The sequence below is a fragment of the uncultured Agrobacterium sp. genome (assembly GCA_913777615.1).
Classification (GTDB): Bacteria; Pseudomonadota; Alphaproteobacteria; order Rhizobiales; family Rhizobiaceae; genus Agrobacterium.
This window is the reverse complement of record CAJYTK010000009.1, coordinates 1-22,560: the sequence shown is the minus strand read 5'-3', so window position 1 is coordinate 22,560 and position 22,560 is coordinate 1. Positions and strand designations below refer to the sequence as shown.

Genomic DNA, 22,560 nt, shown 5'->3' with positions numbered 1-22,560 from the left:
AATGCGCATCCTGATCAAAGGCGCAGGCGTTGCCGGTCTGACGGCTGCTCTTGAGCTGACGCGGCGCGGATGTGTGGTGACGGTGTTCGATACCGCGCCGCAGATCGGCCACGGCGCATCCTGGTTTGCCGGCGGCATGCTGGCGCCGTGGTGCGAAAGGGAGAGCGCCGAACAGGCGGTGCTCGACCTCGGACAATCGGCGCTCGACTGGTGGGAGGAGGCCGCACCCGGCCTCGTCACACGCCATGGCACGCTGGTGGTCGCACCCGCACGCGACAAGGCGGAACTCTCGCGCTTTGCCTCGCGCACCAGCGGCTACCGCCTGGTGGATGAGGATGAGATTGCAGCACTCGAGCCGGACCTTGCCGGGCGCTTCCGCCATGGGCTGTTCTTCGAGGGCGAAGGTCATCTCGATCCGCGGCTGGCGATGGCGGCGCTGCACCAGCGTCTTGTGGCAAGCGGCGTCGCCTTCCATCTGGGCGGAGGGCCACCCGATGAAGGCGGCTTCGATCGCATCGTCGATTGCACCGGCCATGCGCGGGTCGGATCGCTCTCAGGACTTCGGGGCGTGCGCGGTGAAATGCTCTATCTCGCCACGAGTGAGGTTTCGCTATCGCGCCCGGTGCGGCTCCTGCATCCGCGCATTCCGCTCTACATCGTCCCGCGTGAGCCGGGGCGCTTCATGGTGGGCGCAACGATGATCGAGATGGAGGAGGCGGGGCCGATTTCCGCCCGCTCGATGATGGAGTTCTTGAACGCCGCTTACGCGCTGCATCCGTCCTTCGGAGAAGCGCAGATCATCGAAACCGGAACCGGCATCCGGCCTGCCTTTCCCGACAATCTTCCGCGCATCGTCGAGGAGGGAAAGACGCTCTCAATCAATGGCGCGCACCGGCACGGCTTCCTGCTTTCGCCAGCCATGGCGCGGCAGGCTGCCGATTTCATCGAACAAAAGGAGGTGTCCCATGCGGATCCACGTCAACGGCGAAGTGCATGATCTTTCCGCCGCCACGCTCTCAGAACTGCTCTCGGTCCTTGACTATGAGGGCGACTGGCTGGCAACGGCGGTCAATGGCGATCTCGTCCATGCGGAAGATCGCCCGCAATTTCAATTGAAGGATTCCGACCGGATCGAAATCCTTTCCCCGATGCAGGGAGGATGAACCATGCTTCGATTGTATGATCGCGATGTCAGCTCAAGGTTGTTGCTGGGTACTGCTCGCTATCCGTCGCCCGCCGTTCTGGCCGATGCCGTTCGCGCCAGCAAGACGGACATTCTCACCATTTCGCTGCGGCGGGAAACCGCAGGCGGCAAAAAGGGCGGGCAGTTCTTCGAGCTGATCCGCGAACTCGACCGGCTCATCCTGCCCAACACGGCGGGCTGCCATACCGCCAAGGAAGCGGTGCTGACGGCGAAGATGGCGCGGGAGGTGTTCAAGACCAACTGGATCAAGCTGGAAGTGATCGGCCACCATGACACACTGCAGCCGGATGTCTTCGCGCTGGTGGAAGCGGCCCGCATCCTCTCAGAGGAGGGTTTCGAGGTGTTTCCCTATACGACCGACGATCTGGTGGTGGCGGAAAGGCTGATCGATGCGGGCTGCAAGGTGCTGATGCCCTGGTGCGCGCCCATCGGCAGCGCCATGGGACCGCTGAACCTCGTGGCACTCAAATCCATGCGGGCGCATTTTCCCGATGTGCCGATGATCGTCGACGCCGGCCTTGGCCGCCCATCGCATGCGGCAACGGTGATGGAGCTTGGCTATGACGCGGTGCTGCTCAATACGGCGGTGGCCGGTGCGGGCAATCCGGTGATCATGGCCGGGGCTTTTGCGAAAGCCGTCACGGCGGGGCGCGAGGCCTATCTCTCCGGCATGATGGAGCCGCGCGACATGGCGGTACCGTCCACGCCGGTGATCGGGACGGCGGTGTTTTCGTGAGGGCTTGGTAAGGGGGTGGCACCCTTGTCATGTTTTGCGCGAGGTCTCCTGCTCTCCTCATTCCTGTGACAAGCACAGGAATGAGGGCGGGTGAGGCTGACCCCCGGCAACAGTGACTATCCCGCAATTGACAACACCGCCCCACAGCGGGATACCGGCAGGACAACAGAAGGAATGCCGCCCTTGCATAATCTGCTGATCGATATTGATGGTGTTGCGGTGGGCCATGCCACCGATCTCACCCTTGGCTCCGGCGTGACAGCCATCGTTTTCGATGAGCCTGCGATTGCTTCCGGCTCGGTTCTGGGTGGCGCGCCGGGTGGGCGCGATACGGCCCTTCTCGATCCATCGATGACGGTGGAGGCGGTGGATGCCTTCGTGCTCTCTGGTGGGTCGGCCTTTGGGCTGGATGCGGCAGGTGGTGTGCAGGCGGGGTTGCGCCAGGCCGGGCGCGGCTTTCCGGTGGGCAATACACGCGTGCCGATCGTGCCGCAGGCGATCCTGATGGATCTTTTGAATGGCGGCAACAAGGATTGGGGGCTGCATTCGCCCTATCGGGACATGGGGTACGAGGCGTTCAAGGCCGCTTCGCACGCGCCCTTTGCGCTCGGCACCGTGGGGGCCGGAACGGGTGCCACGACCGCGACGGTGAAGGGCGGGCTGGGCTCTGCCAGCGACAAGACATCCTCCGGCATTACGATTGCGGCGATTGTCGCGGTCAATGCCTTGGGCTCGGCAACGGTTGGCACCACGCAAAACTTCTGGTCCGCCCCCTTTGAACAGAATGGCGAATTTGGCGGGCTTGGCCTGCCAACACAGTTCAGCCAGGCCGATACGGCGCTTCGCATCAAGGGCGTGACGCTGACGGCCACCACCATTGGCGCGGTGATCACCGATGCGGTGCTGACGAAGGCGCAGGCGCATCGGCTTTCGATCCTAGCGCATGATGGGCTGGCGCGCGCCGTGCTGCCCTCGCACCTCTCCAGCGATGGCGACACGATGTTTGCCGCAGCGACGGGTAAAAAAGCGCTCACGCAGCCGAGCGATTTTGCCGAACTCTGCCATCTCGCCACGCTGGTCATGGCACGTGCCATTGCCCGCGGTGTGTTCGAGGCGAGCGCGCTTCCCCATGAGGGCGCGCAGCCTTCCTGGCGGGATCGCTTCGGAGCCGCGCAGCCATGAGCGACACGCCATCGCGCCCGCCTCTCAAGCCCGTGCTGCGGGTGGATTTTCCACCGGGCGAGCGGCTTGGTCGTGGCAAGATCGAGCTGATGGAGCATATCGTTGCCACTGGCTCCATCTCTGCAGCCGGACGCGCCATGGACATGTCCTATCGCCGTGCTTGGCTGCTGGTGGATGCGCTGAACCACATGTTCACAGAGCCGGTGATCGAATCGCAGCGCGGCGGGAAGCAGGGTGGCGGCGCGGGGCTGACGCCTTTTGGCGAAGAACTGCTGGCGCGCTTTCGCGGCATGGAAGCGCGCATGCGCGAGACGCTGCAGGCCGATCTCGACTGGCTGGAAGCCAACCGGGGAGCCGACGATCGCAAGACGCAGGATGCGCCCCCGCAATAGGGCCACTCAATACGGATCAAGTGCCGCCGATTTGACGATGGCAAAGACCGGGCTTCCGGCTTCGAGCGACAGCCGCTCGATGGAAAGACCTGTCACCCGCGACTGGATCAATGTGCCGCTGCACGCCACCTGCACCAGCGCCATGCCATCGGCAAGCGTAATGCCTGTAACATGGCCTTCGAGAATGTTGAGCGCGCTCAAACCCTCCGGTCGCACCGTTGCCAGCATGACGTCTCTTGCCGGAATATGCACGCGCACCGCCCTGCCGGGCTCTGCGCTTTGCGCGGGCACCTGAAGTGCTGTCTGACCGAGCCGAACGGTCGCCAGCCGATGGGCGGCATCGAAGGCCTCCACTCTGCCGGAAAGAATGCTGCCCGCTTCGCGCCGCTCCAGATAGGTGCTGAAGGCGGGCTGGGAGAGGATGTCCGATGCCGGGCCAGCGGCATCGATCCGGCCATCCTTCATCACCACCACCTGGTCTGCCAGGCGCGATACTTCGCTGACCGAGTGGCTGACATAAAGGATCGGAATGGTCGTCTCGTCGCGCAGCCGCTCCAGATAGGGGATGATCTCGGCCTTGCGCGCCTCATCGAGGGCGGCCAGCGGCTCGTCCATCAGGAGCAAGCGGGGGGAGGAGAGCAGAGCCCGGCCAATCGCCACGCGCTGCTTTTCGCCACCGGAGAGCTTTTCCGGCCGCCGCTGCAACAGCGCGCCGATGCCTAGCATCTCGATCACGTGAGTGGAGGCGGTAGCATCCGCGCCCGCGCCGGAAAACCAGCGGCCATAATGCAGGTTCTGCTCCACGCTCAAATGCGGAAAAAGCCGCGCTTCCTGAAACACATAACCAAAGCGCCTTTTATGCGCGGGCGTGAAGATGCGTTTTTGCCGATCGGCCAGCACCGTGCCATCCAGTTCGATCCGCCCTTCATCCGGCTTCGTCAGCCCGGCAATGATGCGCATTACCGAGGTCTTGCCGGAGCCGGAGCGGCCGAAAAGCGCGGTCACCCCTTTGTCTGCGGTAAAACCCGCATCCAGCGTGAAGCTGCCCAGCCTGTGGCGGGCGGAGAAGGACAGCGTCATTGCCCGGCCACCCTTCTGCTGACCATGCGCGCCAGAAACTCCGATGCCAGCAGCGCCACCATGGAAATGACGATCGCCACCAGCGTCAGGCGCATGGCGCCCGCATCTCCGCCCGGCACCTGGGTGAGGCTGTAGATCGCGGCTGAGAGCGTTTGCGTTTCGCCGGGAATGTTGGAGACGAAGGTGATGGTCGCGCCGAACTCGCCCATCGCCTTGGCAAAGGCCAGAATCATGCCGGCAATGATGCCGGGAAGTGTGAGCGGCAGTGTTACCGTCAGGAACACCCAGAGCGGGCTTGCGCCGAGCGTCCCCGCCGCTTCCTCCAGCTTGCGATCCACCGCCTCGATCGACAGGCGGATGGAGCGCACCATCAGCGGAAAGGCCATGATGGCGCAGGCGAGCGCCGCACCCGTCCAGCGGAAGGAAAAGACGATGCCGAAATGCTGATCGAGAAACGCGCCGATCACGCCCTTGCGGCCAAAGAGGATCAGCAGCAGAAAGCCGGTGACGACCGGCGGCAGGATCAGCGGCAGATGCACGATGCCGTTCAGCAGCGACTTGCCAAAGAAGCGCCCGCGCGCCAGCGCCAGCGCAATGAGAATGCCGAAGGGAAGGCTTGCCAGCATGGCAACGGTCGAGACCCACAGGCTCAACCGTATCGCCGTCCATTCTTCCGCACTCAGCGATAACCAGTCCAAACTGCCATTCCTGTTCTTAAAGCGTGTCACGATCTTTCAGAGTCGCTCCTTACGCTTTAGGTCTTTGTTTTGTAGTATGTCGCTGTCGCAAAACCGCTGCACACTTTTGCGCGACATGCTTTAGGCGCCGAGGTGCGCAACATCGCCCCCACTTTTGCGACATCGACGCTTGCGATCTGACCGCCTGTCGTTCTCGCAAACCGCTGAGCAACTTTGCGCGATTTGCTTTAAGGATTTGTTCCGATGCCCGTTCTGAAGCATGGTCCACGCAAGACTGTGCAGCGGCTTCGCGATAACGACATGCGACAGAACAAGGGTCGAGAGCGCCGGGAGCGAATCTGAAAGATCGCGATACGCTTCTGGCCAAAGCCGCGCAGCGTTTCGGCACAAACGCGATCAGAGCTGACGCGGTGATGCGGCTGTGAAAGCCCGCCACGCCGTTTCAAACCATGCGTCCTTGCCTTACTTCAGAACCGTAAAGCCCTGGGCCTCGAAGAAGGGCGCTGCCTTGGCCGATTTCAGAAATTCCAGATAGGCCGCCGCTGCCGGGCTTTTGGCATCCTTCAGCATCGCGACGGGATAGATGATCGGTGGATGCGAATCTTCCGGAAAGGTGCCGACGATCTTCACGCCGGGATCAGCCGCCGCATCCGTCTGGTAGACGATGCCATAGGGCGCTTCCCCGCGCGAGACCAGGAGCAGCGCCGCGCGCACACTTTCCGCCCCCGCCACCTTGCCGGAAACCGCAGACCAGACCCCAAGCTTCTCCAGCGCCGCCTTGCCATATTTGCCCGCCGGCACGGAATCCACCGCTCCCATGGCAAGCTTGCCGTTGCCCACGAGAGCCGAAAGATCAAACCCCGGCTGGATCTCCACCGGCTTGGCGCTCGCCGCAGGCGCAACCAGAACGAGGCGGTTGCCCAGAAGATTGCTCCGCGTGTCTTCCCTGATCAGCCCCTTGCCCGCCAGATAATCCATCCAGGCCAGATCCGCCGAAATAAAAACATCCGCCGGCGCACCCGCCTCAACCTGCTTTGCCAGCGCCGAACTTGCGGCATAGGACACCACAACCTCATCGCCGCTCTCCTTGGCGAATTCGGCATTAGCCGCATCCAGCGCATTCTTCATGCTGGCCGCAGCAAAGACAGTGACCTTCTCCGCGGCCAGCGCCGGGGAGGAAAGGGCGGGTGCCACAATGCACGCGGCGGCGATGGCCCATGCGGCGGTTTTCAGGATGATGCGGCGGTGGAATGTCATGATGGCTGCACCTCAAGCGAGATATCTGGTTGGATATATCGGTGGTAACGGATGGGGGTTATGTTTGCAAGGATATAGCGCTGGCATATGATCGAGAACGCTTCGGTGGTTTCCCGTTTATGCCACTTGAGCCTCGCCTCCGAAGCCGTCAACAGAGGGTTGATTAAAGCCGCTTACTGACGTTTTCCGAAAATTTGCCATTCTGAGTAGACAAGTTATCTGCTAGTCAGTTCTAGCGAGCCTCGCTGGCCAGGATGGCTGCTGCAAAACTGGATTGCCGCGTACCGGCGGATGACATCTTCTCCCAAAGATGAGACGTTTCTTTTTTTATTTAGGTAAAAGTGCGCAAGTTGGGGATAATTCAGTGCAGAGTTGTGAACAAATTGTGAATCAAGTAATTTAAGCCATGTATGATGTTCGTGCGGTCGCCAACTTCGTTCTTGATGTTGCAGAGGAGGAAGGCAGGGTCGTCTCCAATCTGCACATCAATAAGATTGTTTATTTTTTGCATGCAGACTTTCTCGCTGCTTTCTCGCGGCCTTTAGTATCAGCGAAGATCGAAGCTTGGACCTACGGCCCCGTATTCCGCGAATTGTACCGTGAGTTCAAACAGTATGGTGATGCACCTATAGTTGGGAGGGCTAGGTGGTTAGACCCCAATACAGGACAAAAGCAGAGGGCAGAATGGAAGTTCGCTGCAGAAGAGGAAGAATTTCTACGCGAGCTTACGGCAAAGTATGCCTCTATGGCGCCAGGAGTACTCGTCGCTCAATCTCACCTTGAGGGCGGACCGTGGGATCAAACGTGGAATCATGAGACAAGAACGAATGCCTCAATGAGGATTTCGGATGAGGCAATTAAGAGCTGGTACGAAAGAACGGTGAAGCACTGATGGCATTCGACTATTTGAAGCTAATTGCGAAGCTTGACAGACCGCCTTCCGGGCCTAACTGGGTTCGCTTCGTTCAAGACGATGTGGCTAGTACCACGAAATCGATCGTATCGTTCGTAAAAGGTTCACCTCGTTTTACTTATGCAACTGGCTACACTGCTATTAGAGACCGAATCCAGCTCGGCATAGATATGGAGACGGCACTTGCTGTAGCGGCTCGTTCTGGCGCTCCTGCGGGGCGGAAGCAGAACGAAGCCCTAATTCGATGCTTTTTTGAACATGACGACGACCGTCGATACGCGGCGCATCGCTTCGTCGAGTTCGATAAGGAATGGTTTCGTATTTCACGAGATGTGGCGGTCCCCGTGTCTCCGTTAAGTGTTATTATAGAACGGGGAAAACTTGTTCCGCTGTTTGTATGCGGCTGGAGTGAGCTCAACCTCACTAACTTTCAGCGGCGGCTGCTTGTTACGATATGCGAGGACGCATTTCTGTCACTCACTGATTATCAGAGCTCCCCGGCTGAGTTTTTGTTCTTTCCAAAAGTCGATAACGGCGTGGAGTTAAAGCGGGCACCAGAGGTTTGGAACAGAGGCGATTATGATCTTTTGAGCGATCATGATCTTAATGATGCGGTCGGAATATTCTTGACCTCCCGAGACCTAGCCCGTCAAATTTTGTTGAAGGAAATGGCCGAAGATGCGGAGCGTCGTAGGCGAGAAGCGCCGTTAGTGCCACCCCCTCGCCCAAAGGACTTGTTTGACGATTGAGCCGAGTTAAGCGAGTTCAGGGTAGGAATGAGGCCCGCCAAAGCGATCTAAAGTCGCGTGACGGACCGCTATCAGACTGTTCGAGGTTTTTACTTTCCTTATCGTTCTGTCCAAACTATATCAGCCAAGCGTGCATCGTTGTAATTCCTAAAACCGCTCACCCGCAAAATGCGCCACCTGCGCACCCGCCTCATAATAGGCCTCCTTCAGCGCCCTCAAACTCTGCGCCTTGGGCTCTGAAACCGGCAGCGGCAGGTCGCTTTCGGTGATCTCGCCGGCCACATGGGCTGCCAGTGTTTTGCCGAAGGTGGTGCCCGGTGCGATGCCGCGGCCGTTATAGCCGCAGAAGCCCACGACGTTCTTGGCGAAGCGGTGGAAGCGGGGGACGGCGTTGTCGGTCATGCCGATCTGGCCGTACCATTCGCATTCGAACTCCACATCGCCAAGCTGCGGGAAAAGGCGTTTGAGCGCGCGTTTGGCCCAGGCGCGATGGACGCTAGCGCCTGTGTTGCGAAGTGCGCCGACGCTGCCGAAGACGAGGCGGCCGGCCTTGTCCATGCGGAAGGAGGAGAGGATTTCCTTGGTGTCCCAGCAGCCTTCGCGGCCAGGCAGAATGGACTTGGCGAGATTATCGCCGAGCGGCCGGGTGGCGAAGTTGAAATAGGGGAGGTAGACCTGCTCCTCGCGGATGATCTTCCACGGGCCTTCGCTGTAGGCTTCCGTCGCCACGATGATCCAGCCCGCCGAGACGGAGCCGCGATCGGTGCGTACCGTCCAGCCTTCGCCATTCGCTTCCGTCGCATGCACGGGGCTTGCCGTGTGGATGATGGCGCCCGCCTTCAGTGCGGCGTTGGCCAGTCCGCGCACATAGGCGAGCGGCTGCAGCGTTCCGGCGCGTTCATCCAGAAGCGCGCCCGTGTAGCCGGTCGTGCCGACCCGCCTTGCGGTTTCCTCGGCGCTGAGGATGCGCACCGGCGCGCCGCGCGCGGCCCATTGGTCGCAGCGCTCGCGAATTTCGGTTAGCCCCGCTTCGCCGACGGCGCAATGCAGCGTGCCGTTCTTTTCCAGTTCGCAGGCAATCTCATGTTTCTCGATGATCTCTCGTACCAGGAAGGGCGCGTTGCCCAGAAGGTCCAGCAGGCGGTCGCCATAGACGGGGCCCAGCACATTGGGCAACTCCTTCGGCATCACCCACATGCCGCCATTGATGAGGCCGACATTGCGGCCAGCGCCACCAAAGCCGATCTCCTTGCCTTCCAGCACGATGCACTTGATGCCGCGTTCCGCCAGATGAAGGGCCGCCGAAAGGCCGGTAAAGCCACCGCCAACGATCACCACATCCGTCGTCACATCCCCTTCCAGCGCGCGCGTTTGCGGCGGTGGCGGAGCGGTCTTTTCCCAAAGGCCATGCGAGCGGGGATCGTTATACATCGGAGGCATCCACAATCATGAGGCAGAGTTGCCGGGCAGGCGGTTGGGCGCGAAGAAGCGCCCTTTGGCGAAAACTCTATCGCGGCGCTTCATCGCTGACCATCGACATATCGTCATCAATTCATGCCGGGCGGGAATAGTAGCGGGCAGCGTTGCCATGGGATCGTGCGACGCCAAAGGCTTGAAAGAGCGGGCTGCCTCAGCCAATAGTGTGTCACACACGCGCAGGCGGCGGCTTTTGCCCCACCGCGCCACGCTTACATCAGCCTTTTGGCGAGGAAGACCAGTCATGAAGCCCATCTTCGTTCAGCTCCAATGCGCACCCGGCAAGACCTATGAGGTTGCGGACGCCATCTACAAGACCGAACTGGTGTCGGAGCTTTATTCCACCAGCGGCGAGTATGATCTCATGTTGAAAATCTATCTTGGCCCGGAGCAGGATGTCGGCAAATTCATCAATGATAACATCGTCAGTATTCCGGGCATCGTGCGCTCGCTGACGACGCTGACGTTTACGGCGTTTTGAGACGACACAGGGTTTCCAGGGAGGAGAGAGCGACACCCTCTCGTTCGTCATCCTCGGGCTTGACCCGAGGATCTATCACCCCACCCGTAAGTGCCTGAAAACGTGGATCCTCGGGTCAGGCCCGAGGATGACGGGGAGGAGGGATTGAACCTCATCGCAACGTCGTGCGGAGGTGGACGTCTCGCGGTTTAGGGTGGAGGAAATGGCCGAAGAACTTATTCAGTGTCGTGATTGAAAAATACTGGCTGAAAATCAAAAGGCGATGCCGGGTTGAACGGGCATCGCCTTTATCGTTTTTCAAATGTGGTTTCGTAACAGGCTGAAGATGGGCTCAAACCAGCGCTGCCACGTTGCGGTTGCGCACGAGGTTGCGGATGGCAACGCGCACATCCTCGGCGCTGTCGAAGCGCTGCTCGTCCAGATCATGGACGTGGAACTTGACGGCAATGAACTTCAGCCGGTTGTTATCCGGTACGACGATACCGACCGGTTCGCCTGCGAATTCGATGACTTGCTTTTGCATGGTGCATACTCCCGCTGTGGCTTGATCGCACAGCATAAATGTCGAATTGAATGAATTGAAAATTTGAGGGGACTTAAAAAGTCACCACATTCGACAGCAGCGGGAACACGTGGATTTGTGCCCGGCATTCGAGATCCGATGACCCAGGAGCGCGGCAATGCGCATAAATTTCGACATGACACTCTCCTCTGCTCGTGTTGACCCGGAATACCGAAGAATCACTCTCCAGTTGAATCACTGATATCCCGGTTTTGCCTCGGAATCAATGATTATCAATATAGGTAGAATATTTTTCTTTATGATGACAGGACGGGGGCGGAAATGTGAAATTTTTGTTTATCCGGCTTGGTTGTATCAAAGCACCGGAAACGCCGAAGATTTCGTGCCCGTTTAATCTGCCGAAGGCGGGTAGAGGTGATCGTTCCCGTTGAAATCGGAGACGGCGTAACAACCCTCGGCCTGTTTCGTCGCCGCATTCTGACCGATGACGGCTTTTCCGTGGCCGCCTGGAATATCCAGCACGTAAGTCGGCTGGCACAGACCCGACACATGACCGCGCAAGGCGGACACGATCTTCTGGCCTTCCTCTATGCTCAGCCGAAAGTGGCTGGTGCCGGGGGCGAGATCCGGATGGTGCAGGTAATAGGGCTTGATGCGGTTTTCGACGAAGCTGCGCATCAGCTCCGCCAGCACGGCCGGATCGTCATTGATGCCCTTCAGCAGTACCGTCTGGCTGACCATGGCAATGCCGGCATCGACCAGCCTTGCGCAGGCCGCCTTCGCCTCTTGCGTCATCTCGCGCGGGTGGTTGGCATGCAGCGCCACATAGGTGGTCTTGCCGCTGGCCTTCAGCGCTGCAATCAGATCGGCATCGATCTTCTGCGGATCCACCACCGGCACGCGGGTGTGGAAGCGCACGATCTTTACATGCGCGATGGTGTGCAGGCCCTGCATGATCGTCAGCAGACGGCGCGGCGAAAGCACCAGCGGATCTCCGCCGGTCAGGATCACTTCCCAGATTTCTGGGCGGGAGCGGATATAATCGAAGGCGATCGCGAGCTCATCCGGGCTCATCATGCCATTGCCGTCCGGCCCGACCATTTCGCGGCGGAAGCAGAAGCGGCAATAGACCGGGCAGACATGCACGGCCTTCAACAGCACCCGGTCGGGGTAGCGGTGCACGATGCCCGGAACGGGGCTATGAGCCTCGTCGCCGATGGGATCGGCGCGTTCCTCATCGGTCTGGCGCAACTCCGCATCGCTTGGAATGAATTGCAGGCCGATCGGGTCCTGTGGATCGGCCGGATCGATCAGCCTGGCCACGCTTGCCGTCAGCGCCACGGCATAGCGCTCCGCCACCGGGCGCACCCGCTCCAGCGCTGCCTGGTCTATGAGGCCTGCGTCGTGAAGATCGTCAGCCGATTTCAGCGCCCGTGTCGTCATGATCCATAGGCCGCGACGGGCGCCCACATCACAAGGTCAATTCTCGGCGCGCCGGTTGCCAGCATCACCAGCCGGTCGAAGCCAAGCGCGATACCGCTCGCCGCCGGCATGATGGTCAGCGCTGCCAGAAGCTCTTCATCGATCGGGTAGGTCTCGCCATAGATGCGGCTCTTTTCCTGCATCTCGATCTCGAAGCGGCGGCGCTGCTCGTCGGCATCGGTCAGTTCGCCAAAGGCATTGGCAAGCTCCACGCCGCAGCCATAAAGCTCGAAGCGCTCCGCAACGCGAGGCTCGCGCGGCGAGCGGCGGGCAAGGGCGGCTTCGCTGACGGGATATTCGTCCAGGATGGTGGCACGGCCAAAACCGAGTTCCGGCTCCACCTTCTCGACGATGATGCGGCTGAAGATATCGGCCCAGCTGTCGTCATGCGCGGTGCGGATGCCCGCAGCCTTTGCCAGCCGGTCCAGATGATCGCGGTCGTTCTCGCCATTGGCCGACACTGTTGTCAGCAGGTCGATTGATGCATAGCGCTGGAAGGCCTCGGCGACGCTGAGCCGCTCGGGCGGAAGAAACGGATCCATCTCGCGTCCGCGATAGGCAAAGCGTTTGGTTTTTGCCGTGTCTGCGGCGAGCGCCAGAAGCTCGGCGCTGTCGGCCATCAGGCTCTCATAGGTCTCGCCTGCGCGGTACCATTCCAGCATGGTGAATTCTGGGTGGTGCAACGGCCCGCGCTCGCGGTTGCGATAGACATGGGCAAAGCAGGCAATGCGCGTTTCACCGGCGGCCAGCAGTTTCTTGCAGGCAAATTCCGGCGATGTGTGCAGGTAAAGGGGCGCGTTCTCGCCACTCGTGGTGATGCCCGTCGTGGCGAAGGCATGCAGATGCGCCTCGTTTCCGGGCGAAATCTGCAATGTCGCGGTATCGACTTCGATGAAATCGCGATCGGCAAAGAAAGAACGGAAAGCGCGCTGGATGGCATTGCGGCCCATCAGGAAAGGGCGGCGGTCCATATGGACGTCCGGTTGCCACCAGGATGAGGTTGTGTCTGCGCGCGTGCTCATCTGCCCGTCTGTCCGCTGTCTCTCTTGACCAAGGTGCGTGGCAACGCTGCCTAATCCACCGGTTGAATGTCTGTTTCAGCGCCGCCCGTTTGAAAACCATATGACAGTTTTCGCTTCGCGTGTCTGAAAGGCTGGCAATTCTCCCGGAATTAAGGTAGTTGCGCCCCAGAAAACAGACAAAACGTCCATCGGGTCAGTGCAGCCGCGCCGTCCTTACGACGCATTTCATTGAGTTACAAGGAAATCATATGGTCAAGGTTATCGCCTCATCCGTCCGCAAGGGCAATGTTCTCGAAGTCGAGGGCAAGCTCTACGTCGTGCTCACGGCCAATAACTTCCACCCCGGCAAGGGCACGCCCGTGACCCAGGTGGACATGCGCCGCATCGTCGACGGCGTGAAGGTATCGGAGCGCTGGCGCACGACCGAGCAGGTCGAACGCGCTTTCGTCGAAGACCTGAACTTCCAGTTCCTCTATGAGGATGGCGAAGGCTTCCACTTCATGAACCCGGAAAACTACGACCAGGTGGTCGTCGATGCCGAGACAATGGGTGACCAGAAGGCCTACCTCCAGGAAGGCATGACCTGCGTGCTCTCCATCCACGAAGGCATCCCGCTCGCCATCGAGCTGCCGCGCCACGTGACGCTGGAAATCGTCGAGACCGAGCCGGTCGTCAAGGGCCAGACGGCATCGTCCTCCTACAAGCCCGCGATCCTCTCCAACGGCATCCGCACCATGGTCCCGCCGCATATCGACGCCGGTGTGCGCGTGGTCGTCGCGACCGAAGACAACTCCTACGTCGAGCGCGCCAAGAACTAAGTGCGAGCACGTATTTGAGATCGAGAAGCCTCGGAGCGATCCGGGGCTTTTTTTGTTTTTGGGGGAGGTGGGGCGACGCCATGGTTGGAAGAGATGTATCCTCGGCCCCAGGCAAGTGCTGGCTCGCCTAAAACGAGACATCTGCTTTAGGAAGGGGTTGGCTTGTTGTGTCAGCCCACTTCAACGCTTGAGGTAAAGCCCCGAGACGAGCCTCAACCCCTCTGCCCCTGCTGCACATGTCCCGCTCAAGGTGGATCGAACCATTGCACCGTCTTGTCCCAAGCTGCTGTCAGAAGTGGCTCTCTAAGAGCCCCTCGTGCGGATCTCCCCTCCTTGAGGGGAGCGGCAGAGCAAGGGGAGTGATCGGCACATCAAGAATACGGAAGAGAGGTCGCGTCTATCCACGGCGTCATCGCCTTGGTCCATCCACGAACAAACCCTCCGCACAAACAAAAATCCCGCAGCCAGGGCCGCGGGATTTTGAAAACACCGGAATGGTGAGATCGTTACATGCCCTTCGGCACGTTGGACGCGACCTTGACGGCTGCGACCGAGTTGGGTGTTCCCACGGCGTAGCCGCCGCCGAGTGCGACGCTCAGCGCCACATAATCCTGTGCTGCCTGCTGAACCGCGGTGGCAAGGTTCGCCTGCGCGTCGGAGACGTTGCGCTGTGCATCGAGAACGTCGAGCAGCGAGGAGGCGCCGTCGCGGTAGCTCGCGGTCGCAAGCGAGAGGGCTTCCTTGTAGGAATCGACCGTCTTGCGATAGGCGCTGACGGTCTGCTGGTCGCGGTTGAGCGCCGTCAGTGCGTTTTCGACTTCTTCCACGGCGTTCAGCACGGTCTGCTTCCAGGCAAGGTACTGCTCACGAGCGACCGACTTCTGAATATCGACGCCTGCGCGCAGAGCGCCACCGTCGAGGATCGGCAGCGTGATGGTGGGGCCGAAGCCCCAGCCATTGGACGTGCCGCGTGCGCCGCCGCTGATGCGGGTGTAGCTTGGCGTGATCGAGCCGCTCAGCGTGATGCTTGGGTAAAGCTGTGCTTCGGCAACGCCGATATTGGCAACGGCTGCGGCCAGCTGACGCTCGGCTGCGCGAATGTCCGGACGGTTGCGAATAAGGTCCGCAGGGATACCGGTGCGCGGAATAGCGCGGGCCACAGGCTGGCGCGCGCCGCGCTGCAGTTCGACAACCAGCGAATCGGCTGGCATGCCAAGAAGCGTTGCGATGCGGTGGGCGGCACGGCGGTAATTGGTTTCAAGCGTCGGCATCTGCGCCAGCGTCGAGTTCACCAGACCTTCGGACTGGACGACATCGAGACGCGACGCGGCACCCGCTTCCAGCTGCAGCTTGGTCAAGTCGAGAGTTTCGCGGCGCGAGCCAAGGTTCTGGCGGGCAATTGCCAGACGCTCCTGATAGTAGCGCACGTCGATATAGGCGGACGCTACGGACGAGATCAGCGTCAGGCGCTGAACGTCCGCCGTTGCATAAGCGGCGTCGAGCGAGGCTGCGGCGCTTTCCTTTTCTCGACGGTAGCGACCGAAGAGGTCCAGCAGCCAAGACACATTGAAGGCGTTGCTGGTGGTGTTGCTCACCCGTTCATTGGTGCTCGGCAAGCTGCCTTTGCTGCCCTGCGTCTGATGACGGAAGGTCGAGCCGAGCTGGGGAAGCGAGCCTGCGCCAGCGACCGTGATGTTCGATTCGGCCTGATTGATACGCTCGATCGCCTGAAGAACGGTGAGGTTCTGGGAGAGGCCCGTGGAGACGTAGGAATTCAGGCGGCTGTCGTTGAATGCCGTCCACCATGCCACCGTCGCAATGTCGCCATTGCTGGTTTTACCGCCTTCGGCGAATTTGGCTGGCAGTTGGGTTTCCGGCGCCTTGTGGTCAGGGCCGACAACGCAGCCTGAAAGCAGGAGCAGTGTCAAAGGAATGGTCGCGCGAAGTGACAGCATGTGGTTATCCCGGTTGGTGCGGCGCACGAGGCGCCTCTCAGTCGAAGCGAGCATGTTTGCTGTGTGCTGACGGAAGAGGCAGCGTTTACGAATCTGCCATACTTCTTATCAGCCTGTTTCTGCATTGCTAGCATATTTCAAAAGTTGTTAACGTTTAGAAAGCCGCCTGATGATGACGAAGAAGGACGGTACGAAGAAAATTCCGAGCAGTGTTGCAGAAAGCATACCACCCAACACCCCAATACCGATGGCATTCTGCGCCGCCGAGCCTGCGCCGGTTGCAATGGCGAGAGGCACGACGCCCAGAATGAAGGCGAGAGATGTCATAATAATGGGTCGCAGGCGCAGCTTTGCGGCCTCCAGCGTGGCATCCAGCAGGCTCAAACCATGTTCCTGCCGTTCTTTCGCAAACTCCACGATGAGAATGGCGTTCTTGGCGGCAAGGCCGATCGTGGTCAGCAGACCCACCTTGAAATAGACGTCGTTGGACTGGCCGAGGAAGTGGGCTGCGGTAACCGCACCCAGTACGCCGACCGGCACGGCTAGAATGACCGAGAAGGGAATCGACCAGCTCTCGTACAGCGCTGCAAGGCACAGGAACACGATCAGAATAGACAGCGCGTAAAGCATAGGCGCTTGCGACCCCGACAGTCGTTCCTGATAGGAAATGCCTTGCCAGGCTACGGTGTAGCCACCGGGTAGGCTGGCAGTCAGCCGTTCCATCTCGTTCATCGCATCACCCGAGGCAACACCGGCACCTGCAGCGCCGTCCAGCGAAATGGCGCTCGTGCCGTTGAAGCGTGCAAGGGTGGGAGCGGCGTTTACCCAGCTTACGTTGCTGAAGGAGGAGAATGGCACCATCTCGCCGCTGGCATTGCGGGCATACCAGTGCTTCAGATCGTCGGGCTGCATGCGGTAGGGCGCGTCACCCTGCACATAGACCGGCTTCAGCTCGCCATTGAGGGTGAAGTCATTGACGTCGCGACCGGCGAATATGGTCGAAAGCATGAGGTTGACCGAGGCAAGATCGATGCCCATCGCGCCCATCTTTTCCTTGTCGAGATCGATCTTCATCTGCGATTCGGCATCACGGCTGTTGGAGCGTAGCGAGCTGATATTCGGATTGCCGTTTGCAAGCTGGATCAGTTCCTTCGAGGCGTTGGTCAGAGCAGCCGTACCATTTCGCCCGCTATCCACCAGATACATGGAGAAGCCGCTGGAGGTGCCGAGACCCTGGATTGCCGGGGGAAGCAGCGGGAAGACCTGCGCGTCGCGGAATGACAGGAAGGTGCCCATGGCGCGCTGCACGATCGCTGCGGCATGTGCTTCCGGTGCCGTGCGCTCGGAGAAGTCCTTCAGCTTGGTGAAGACCATGGCATTGTTCTGGCCAGAGCCGCCGAAGCTAAAGCCAAGAACTCCGAAGACGGACTCGACATTTCCTGCTTCCTTCTCACGGAAATAGCTTTCCACCTGCTTCACCACCTCATTGGTGCGCTCTGTCGTGGCGCCTGTCGGCAGCTGCACGATGGTCAGGAGCACGCCCTGGTCTTCCTGTGGCAGGAAGGAGCTTGGCAGACGGGTGAAGAACCAGGCGCAGCCGCCCACCACGATGAGGAAGAGGATCGTGACGCGAACCGGGCGCTTCAGAAGATGGCCGATGCTGCCGACATAACGATCGGTCGTGCGACCAAAATTACGGTTGAACCAGGCGGCTGGGCCACGCTCCTTCTTGGCATGGACCGGCTTCAACATCGTGGCGCAGAGCGCTGGTGTGAGCACGATGGCGACAACGGCAGACAGCAGCATCGCCGAAACGATGGTGATGGAGAACTGGCGATAGATGATACCGGTCGAACCACCGAAGAAGGCCATGGGAATGAAGACGGCAGTCAGGACCAGCGCAATACCGATGATTGCACCGGTGATTTCGCCCATCGACTTTTCTGTCGCCTCGACCGGAGAGAGACCTTCCTCCGACATGATGCGCTCGACGTTTTCGACCACGACGATCGCGTCATCCACCAGAAGGCCGATTGCCAGAACCATGGCAAACATGGTGAGCGTATTGATTGAGTAGCCGGTCAACGCTAGCACACCGAAGGTGCCGAGCAGAACGACGGGCACGGCGATCATCGGAATGAAGGTGGCGCGCAGGTTTTGCAGGAAGACGAGCAGAACGACGAAGACCAGCACGATGGCTTCGATCAGCGTGTGGACGACCTTCTCGATCGACAGCTTGACGAAGGGTGTGGTGTCGTAAGGATATTCGATGACCACGCCTTCCGGCAGCGAGCCTGCAACGCTCGTCAGAGCGTCCTTGACGCGGGCTGCCGTATCAAGCGCGTTCGCGCCAGTCGCAAGGTTCACTGCAAAGCCAGCGGAAGGGCGGCCATTTGAGCGGGAATCGCCGCCATAGCTTTCCTGGCCGATTTCCACACGGGCCACATCGCTGAGGCGAACCGTGGCGCCGTCCTTTTCCACCTTCAGGATGATGGACTCGAAGTCGGAAACGGTGGTCAACTGGCTCTGTGCCGTGACGGTAACGTTCAGCTGCTGACCCTTGACGGAGGGCTGTGCGCCGAGCGAACCGACCGAAACCTGGGTGTTCTGGCTCTGGATCGCCCCGGTTACATCGGCGGTCGTCAACTGATACTTGTTCAGCTTGTAGGGATCGAGCCAGACACGCATGGCATATTCGGAGCCGAAGACGTTGATGCTGCCGACACCTTCGAGGCGCTTGATCTGGTCTTCGACGCGGGTGGAAAACACGTCGCCGAGATTGGCGGAGTTGCGCTTGCCATCGGTGGAGATCAGCGCGCCGACCATCAGGATCGACGAGGTTGAACGGCTGACTTCGATACCCTGCTGCTGGACCACATCTGGAAGCTGCGACTGAACCAGCTGAAGTTTGTTCTGCACCTGAACCTGGGCAATGTCCGGCAGGATGCTGTTGCCGAAGGTGAGCGTGACGGTGGCGCTGCCGGTCGATGATGTCGACGTCATATATGTCAGGTCATCGAGGCCGGTCATGCCGTCTTCGATGACGGTCGTCACCGATTTTTCCACGGTCTCGGCACTCGCGCCATTATAAGACGCGCTGATGCGCACCGTCGTCGGCGCGATATCGGGATATTGCGAAATCGACAGGGTGAAGATCGCCAGGACGCCGCCAAGCATAATGACGATGGCAATGACCCAGGCAAAAACAGGGCGCTTGATAAAGAAATGAGCCATCTGGACTGCGCCTTATCTGAATTGAACAGTTGAGCCGGACATTTTGGATAATGCCGGTCTTACTTGGCGGGCGCAGCAGGCTGGGCCTGCTTTTGCGGAACCACGATGCCGCGATCGTCGATAGTGGCTTCGACCGGCGCGATGGTCACGCCCTCGGTGATCCACTGAAAGCCGTCGACGATCAGCTTGTCGCCATCCTTGACGTTCTCCGTCACCAGCCATGAGTTGCCGGACTGGCGGCTGTTGGGGAAGGTGCGGGTTTCGACCTTGTTCTCCGCGCCAACGAACTTTGCCGTCAGTTCGCCATTGGCGTTTCGCATTGCCGCTCTCTGCGGAATGAGGAAGCCCTTTTCCTTGCCGATCGCGAGCGTGGCGCGCACATACATGCCCGGCAGAATGAGATCGTTCGGGTTGTCGAACAGCGCGCGGATGGAGAACGTGCCCGTCGTTTCGCTGACCGCCATGTCGGACATGTCGATCTTGCCGTCCTGCTTATATTCGGTGCCGTCTTCCAGCGTCAGGTGAATGCCAGCCTTTTTCTCGCCGCTGCCGATGGTTCCGGCCGCGATCGCATCGCGCAGGCGCAGCAGATTGGCGCTCGATTCGATCAGGTCGATATAGATGGGGTCGATGCGGCGCAGAGTCGTCAATGCCGTCGTCTGGTTGGCCGTCACCACGTTGCCGACGGTAACATTGGTGAAGGAGACGATGCCGTCAAAGGGCGCGCGCACCTTGGTGAGGTCGAGATTGATCTGCGCCGTTTCGAGTGCGGCGCGTGCCTGCGCGACATCGGCCTGCGCCTGCGCAAGCGTGGTTCTGGCATTTTCAAACTCGATCTGGGTGGCGCCGCTATTCACCAGACGCTCATAGCGCGCAAAATTTGCCTGCGCGGCGGGAATGCTTGCTTGCGCCTTGGCAAGGGTCGCCTGTGCCTGCGCGACCTCGGCTCCGTAGGTGTCGTCGTCGATTTGATAGAGAACAGTGCCCTGCTTGACCTCGCTGCCTTCCTTGTAGGGAATTTCGCGGATAATACCGGAGACGCGCGGGCGGATATCGGCGCTCTGATAGGCGCTGGCGCGACCGGGTAGCACGGTGGTCAGTGGATTTTCGCCCTCTTTCATGGTGATGACGCTGACGGGCGAGGGCGGGCGCTTGGCCTGCTGGGCTCCGGCATCCTTGCCATCGCCGCTATCGCTGCAGCCCGAAAGGACGCCCGCCATGAGAACAGTCGCAAAAAGGGCTTGAAGGCGTCGTGTCATCAATTTTCTCATATTGGAGTATGAAGGACTATGGCTGCGGTCGATCGGTCTTTTTAAAAATTGGGCCTCCGGTTTGGAGGCGGCACTTGCACTCATCTTGTCTGAAAGCTTGAACGACGCAAATATCCCGTCAGATCAGGCCAAGCGTTGAAATGTTGTAAGTGACGTAAATTTAAAATCGTCACTTTTCAAGTGCGTATTTCAGTGAACGATCAATCATCATAACGACATCCTCGCATCGTGTTGCCAAAATGCCAACATCTTCGCGGGAAATCAGCAGGGGATGCAGCACGCAGGAGAGCACCGTCAGCGCGAGTGTGGCTTCTTTCACCGGATCTGCCCGGCGGTAGATACCCTGCTGAATGCCATCGCCGATAATGGTGGCGAATTGCTGTGTCAGCACCTGGTGGTAATGCGCGCCGCAGGAAAGCTCGCGCTTGGGCGTTTGCAGGAAGACCTCAATCATATAGGGGTTGTCGGTCAGGTCGTTGCGATGGTTTTGCATCAATGTGCGCACGAGCGTCAGCATCCGATCATGCGGCGTGTGGGTCTCGTCAAGGAGATGCATCTTCTCTTCGAAGACTTTGATGCGTTGAAGCATGATCGCATCGACCAGCGCGATCTTGGAATGAAAGTGCTTGAAGACATTGGCAGGCGACATGCCGAGTGCGGCGGCGACATCGGCAATCGCGACGGCAGAAAAACCCCGTTCACGGAACAGCCGGTCGGTCATCGCCAGAATATCGCGGCGGGTTTCCTCGCCGGAACGCCGAGGGCGGGTGGTCTTCTTCACCACCGCCTCGCCGCTTTTCGTCAAATTGCTATCGGCAACCTTGGTCACATTCAGGCTCCGGGGAAATAGGGCTCCAGGTTCCGTCTCACTCTGTCGAGCGGCGTTGCGTCGTCATCATTTGGCTTGAAGGCCTGACCGGTAATGCGCTCGTAGGCTTCCATATAGACACGAGATGTCTGCAGAACCAATTCCTCCGGGATTTCAGGAATGTCATCCTTATAGGGATCGCAGCGTTCGGCCACCCAGGCGCGGACGAAATCCTTGTCGAAGCTGATCGGGCGGGCGCCGGTCTCGAAGGCGTGGTGATAGCTGTCTGCCATCCAGTAACGGCTGCTATCAGGCGTATGGATCTCGTCAGCCAGAATGATCGTGCCGTTTTCATCCGTGCCGAATTCATATTTCGTATCGACGAGGATCAGGCCGCGTTTGGCCGCGATCTCCTGGCCGCGCTTGAAGAGCGCCAGCGCATAGCTGGACAGCGTCTGCCACTGCTCTTCTGTGAGAAGCTTCTTCTCGACGATCTCCGCAGGCGTCAGCGGTTCGTCATGCCCGCCGTCGAATTCCTTGCTGGTGGGGGTGATGATCGGCTCGGGCAGTTCCTGGTTGTCCTTCATGCCATCCGGGAAGGTCACGCCATACATGCTGCGCTCACCCTTCTTATAGAGGGTCAGGATCGATGTACCGGTGGTGCCGGCCAGATAACCACGAACGACGATCTCCACGGGAAGGATGGTCAAGCGCTTGCCGATAACCACATTGGGGTCGGGATAGGAGACGATATGGTTGGGGCAGATGTCCTTGGTCTCTTCGAACCAGTAGCGCGCGGTCTCAGTCAGGACCTGTCCCTTATAAGGAATGCAGGTGAGGATACGGTCGAATGCACTCAGCCTGTCGGTGGAGATGATGATGCGGTTGCCGTCCGGCAAGTCGTAATTCTCGCGGACCTTGCCACGATAATAGTTGGGAAGTTCAGGGATGACGGCTTCTTTCAGGATACGCACGGGCTTTCCTATCTCTCACAAATATGACTGGACCGGCCTTAGTCGATGGCGCGCCGATAAAACAACCCTATCCGATGTTGGGACGGGGGAAAATAGGAAGGTGGTGCAAGGTGGATTTGCTGGCTTCCGTAAGGTGAGGTGAAAAATATCGTTTAAAACCAGTTACTTACGATAAAAGTGGAAATTGTTGAAAAACGTCTGTTGACTTGTTTGGGGGTGTTCTCTTATAAGTCCGCTCACTGACGAGGGCGGCGGCGCTGCTGGCGACGAAGTCCTTTGTTCTAGAGAAAATCGGAAAAGATGAG

The 22,560-nt window shown here is 59.6% G+C and carries 21 protein-coding genes; 9 read left to right on the top strand and 12 right to left on the bottom strand.

Annotated features, from left to right (window positions below):
* The first annotated feature begins 1 nt into the window (after position 1).
* From thiO to QZ862_RS07655, 5 genes are all read left to right on the top strand, one after another.
* Positions 2 to 997: a glycine oxidase ThiO gene (gene thiO / locus QZ862_RS07675; protein ID WP_296098761.1), complete on the top strand. Its 996-nt coding sequence runs from the start codon at positions 2 to 4 to the stop codon at positions 995 to 997.
* A complete protein-coding gene (thiS, locus tag QZ862_RS07670) occupies positions 966 to 1,163 on the top strand; it encodes a sulfur carrier protein ThiS (RefSeq protein ID WP_296020276.1) in 198 nt (65 codons plus the stop codon). Before thiO ends, thiS begins: the two co-directional genes overlap by 32 nt.
* A gap of 3 nt (positions 1,164 to 1,166) precedes the next feature.
* A complete protein-coding gene (locus QZ862_RS07665; protein WP_296098759.1) occupies positions 1,167 to 1,940 on the top strand; it encodes a thiazole synthase in 774 nt (257 codons plus the stop codon).
* A 174-nt stretch (positions 1,941 to 2,114) separates the two neighbouring features.
* Complete coding sequence (locus QZ862_RS07660; RefSeq protein ID WP_296099096.1) at positions 2,115 to 3,122, top strand: P1 family peptidase; 1,008 nt, start codon at positions 2,115 to 2,117, stop codon at positions 3,120 to 3,122.
* On the top strand, positions 3,119 to 3,514 hold the full coding sequence (locus QZ862_RS07655; RefSeq protein ID WP_296098757.1) for a winged helix-turn-helix domain-containing protein: 396 nt from the start codon (positions 3,119 to 3,121) through the stop codon (positions 3,512 to 3,514). The genes QZ862_RS07660 and QZ862_RS07655 overlap by 4 nt, the downstream gene beginning before the upstream one ends.
* 6 nt (positions 3,515 to 3,520) lie before the next feature.
* Here QZ862_RS07655 and modC read toward each other — a convergent pair whose 3' ends face one another.
* The 3 genes from modC to modA form a co-directional block, all read right to left on the bottom strand.
* A complete protein-coding gene (modC, locus tag QZ862_RS07650; RefSeq protein WP_296098754.1) occupies positions 3,521 to 4,594 on the bottom strand; it encodes a molybdenum ABC transporter ATP-binding protein in 1,074 nt (357 codons plus the stop codon).
* Positions 4,591 to 5,292, bottom strand: coding sequence for a molybdate ABC transporter permease subunit (gene modB / locus QZ862_RS07645; RefSeq protein ID WP_062424827.1), 702 nt, complete (start codon positions 5,290 to 5,292; stop codon positions 4,591 to 4,593). The genes modC and modB overlap by 4 nt, the downstream gene beginning before the upstream one ends.
* 462 nt (positions 5,293 to 5,754) lie before the next feature.
* Positions 5,755 to 6,549, bottom strand: coding sequence for a molybdate ABC transporter substrate-binding protein (modA, locus tag QZ862_RS07640; RefSeq protein ID WP_296098750.1), 795 nt, complete (start codon positions 6,547 to 6,549; stop codon positions 5,755 to 5,757).
* 406 nt (positions 6,550 to 6,955) lie between these two features.
* On the opposite strand from modA, the gene QZ862_RS07635 reads away from it, so the two are divergent.
* Both QZ862_RS07635 and QZ862_RS07630 read left to right on the top strand, forming a co-directional pair.
* Positions 6,956 to 7,441: a type II toxin-antitoxin system antitoxin SocA domain-containing protein gene (locus tag QZ862_RS07635; RefSeq protein WP_296098748.1), complete on the top strand. Its 486-nt coding sequence runs from the start codon at positions 6,956 to 6,958 to the stop codon at positions 7,439 to 7,441.
* On the top strand, positions 7,441 to 8,211 hold the full coding sequence (locus tag QZ862_RS07630; protein ID WP_296098745.1) for a hypothetical protein: 771 nt from the start codon (positions 7,441 to 7,443) through the stop codon (positions 8,209 to 8,211). Before QZ862_RS07635 ends, QZ862_RS07630 begins: the two co-directional genes overlap by 1 nt.
* 147 nt (positions 8,212 to 8,358) lie before the next feature.
* On the opposite strand, the gene QZ862_RS07625 is transcribed toward QZ862_RS07630, so the two are convergent.
* On the bottom strand, positions 8,359 to 9,642 hold the full coding sequence (locus tag QZ862_RS07625) for an FAD-binding oxidoreductase (protein WP_296098742.1): 1,284 nt from the start codon (positions 9,640 to 9,642) through the stop codon (positions 8,359 to 8,361).
* 289 nt (positions 9,643 to 9,931) lie between these two features.
* Between QZ862_RS07625 and QZ862_RS07620 the strand changes: the two genes are divergently transcribed.
* Entirely contained in the window at positions 9,932 to 10,168 is a 237-nt protein-coding gene (locus QZ862_RS07620) for an Lrp/AsnC ligand binding domain-containing protein (RefSeq protein WP_274103337.1), read from the top strand.
* 331 nt (positions 10,169 to 10,499) lie between these two features.
* Here QZ862_RS07620 and QZ862_RS07615 read toward each other — a convergent pair whose 3' ends face one another.
* The 3 genes from QZ862_RS07615 to epmA all read right to left on the bottom strand — a co-directional run bounded on the left by QZ862_RS07615 (position 10,500) and on the right by epmA (position 13,195).
* Entirely contained in the window at positions 10,500 to 10,691 is a 192-nt protein-coding gene (locus tag QZ862_RS07615; RefSeq protein ID WP_274103336.1) for a hypothetical protein, read from the bottom strand.
* 390 nt (positions 10,692 to 11,081) lie between these two features.
* Positions 11,082 to 12,134, bottom strand: coding sequence for a lysine-2,3-aminomutase-like protein (locus QZ862_RS07610; protein WP_296098738.1), 1,053 nt, complete (start codon positions 12,132 to 12,134; stop codon positions 11,082 to 11,084).
* A complete protein-coding gene (gene epmA, locus QZ862_RS07605) occupies positions 12,131 to 13,195 on the bottom strand; it encodes an EF-P lysine aminoacylase EpmA (protein WP_296098735.1) in 1,065 nt (354 codons plus the stop codon). The genes QZ862_RS07610 and epmA overlap by 4 nt, the downstream gene beginning before the upstream one ends.
* A gap of 248 nt (positions 13,196 to 13,443) precedes the next feature.
* On the opposite strand from epmA, the gene efp reads away from it, so the two are divergent.
* Complete coding sequence (gene efp / locus QZ862_RS07600) at positions 13,444 to 14,013, top strand: elongation factor P (RefSeq protein WP_296098733.1); 570 nt, start codon at positions 13,444 to 13,446, stop codon at positions 14,011 to 14,013.
* Positions 14,014 to 14,519: 506 nt separating this feature from the next.
* Here efp and QZ862_RS07595 read toward each other — a convergent pair.
* From QZ862_RS07595 to QZ862_RS07575, 5 genes are all read right to left on the bottom strand, one after another.
* Positions 14,520 to 15,968: an efflux transporter outer membrane subunit gene (locus tag QZ862_RS07595; RefSeq protein WP_296016290.1), complete on the bottom strand. Its 1,449-nt coding sequence runs from the start codon at positions 15,966 to 15,968 to the stop codon at positions 14,520 to 14,522.
* Positions 15,969 to 16,115: 147 nt separating this feature from the next.
* On the bottom strand, positions 16,116 to 19,202 hold the full coding sequence (locus tag QZ862_RS07590) for an efflux RND transporter permease subunit (protein WP_296016289.1): 3,087 nt from the start codon (positions 19,200 to 19,202) through the stop codon (positions 16,116 to 16,118).
* 59 nt (positions 19,203 to 19,261) lie between these two features.
* A complete protein-coding gene (locus QZ862_RS07585) occupies positions 19,262 to 20,461 on the bottom strand; it encodes an efflux RND transporter periplasmic adaptor subunit (protein WP_296016287.1) in 1,200 nt (399 codons plus the stop codon).
* Positions 20,462 to 20,642: 181 nt separating this feature from the next.
* Complete coding sequence (locus QZ862_RS07580) at positions 20,643 to 21,302, bottom strand: TetR family transcriptional regulator (RefSeq protein WP_296037629.1); 660 nt, start codon at positions 21,300 to 21,302, stop codon at positions 20,643 to 20,645.
* A 2-nt stretch (positions 21,303 to 21,304) separates the two neighbouring features.
* Positions 21,305 to 22,255, bottom strand: a complete 951-nt coding sequence (locus QZ862_RS07575; RefSeq protein WP_296098731.1) for a phosphoribosylaminoimidazolesuccinocarboxamide synthase — start codon at positions 22,253 to 22,255, stop codon at positions 21,305 to 21,307.
* Positions 22,256 to 22,560: the final 305 nt, after the last annotated feature.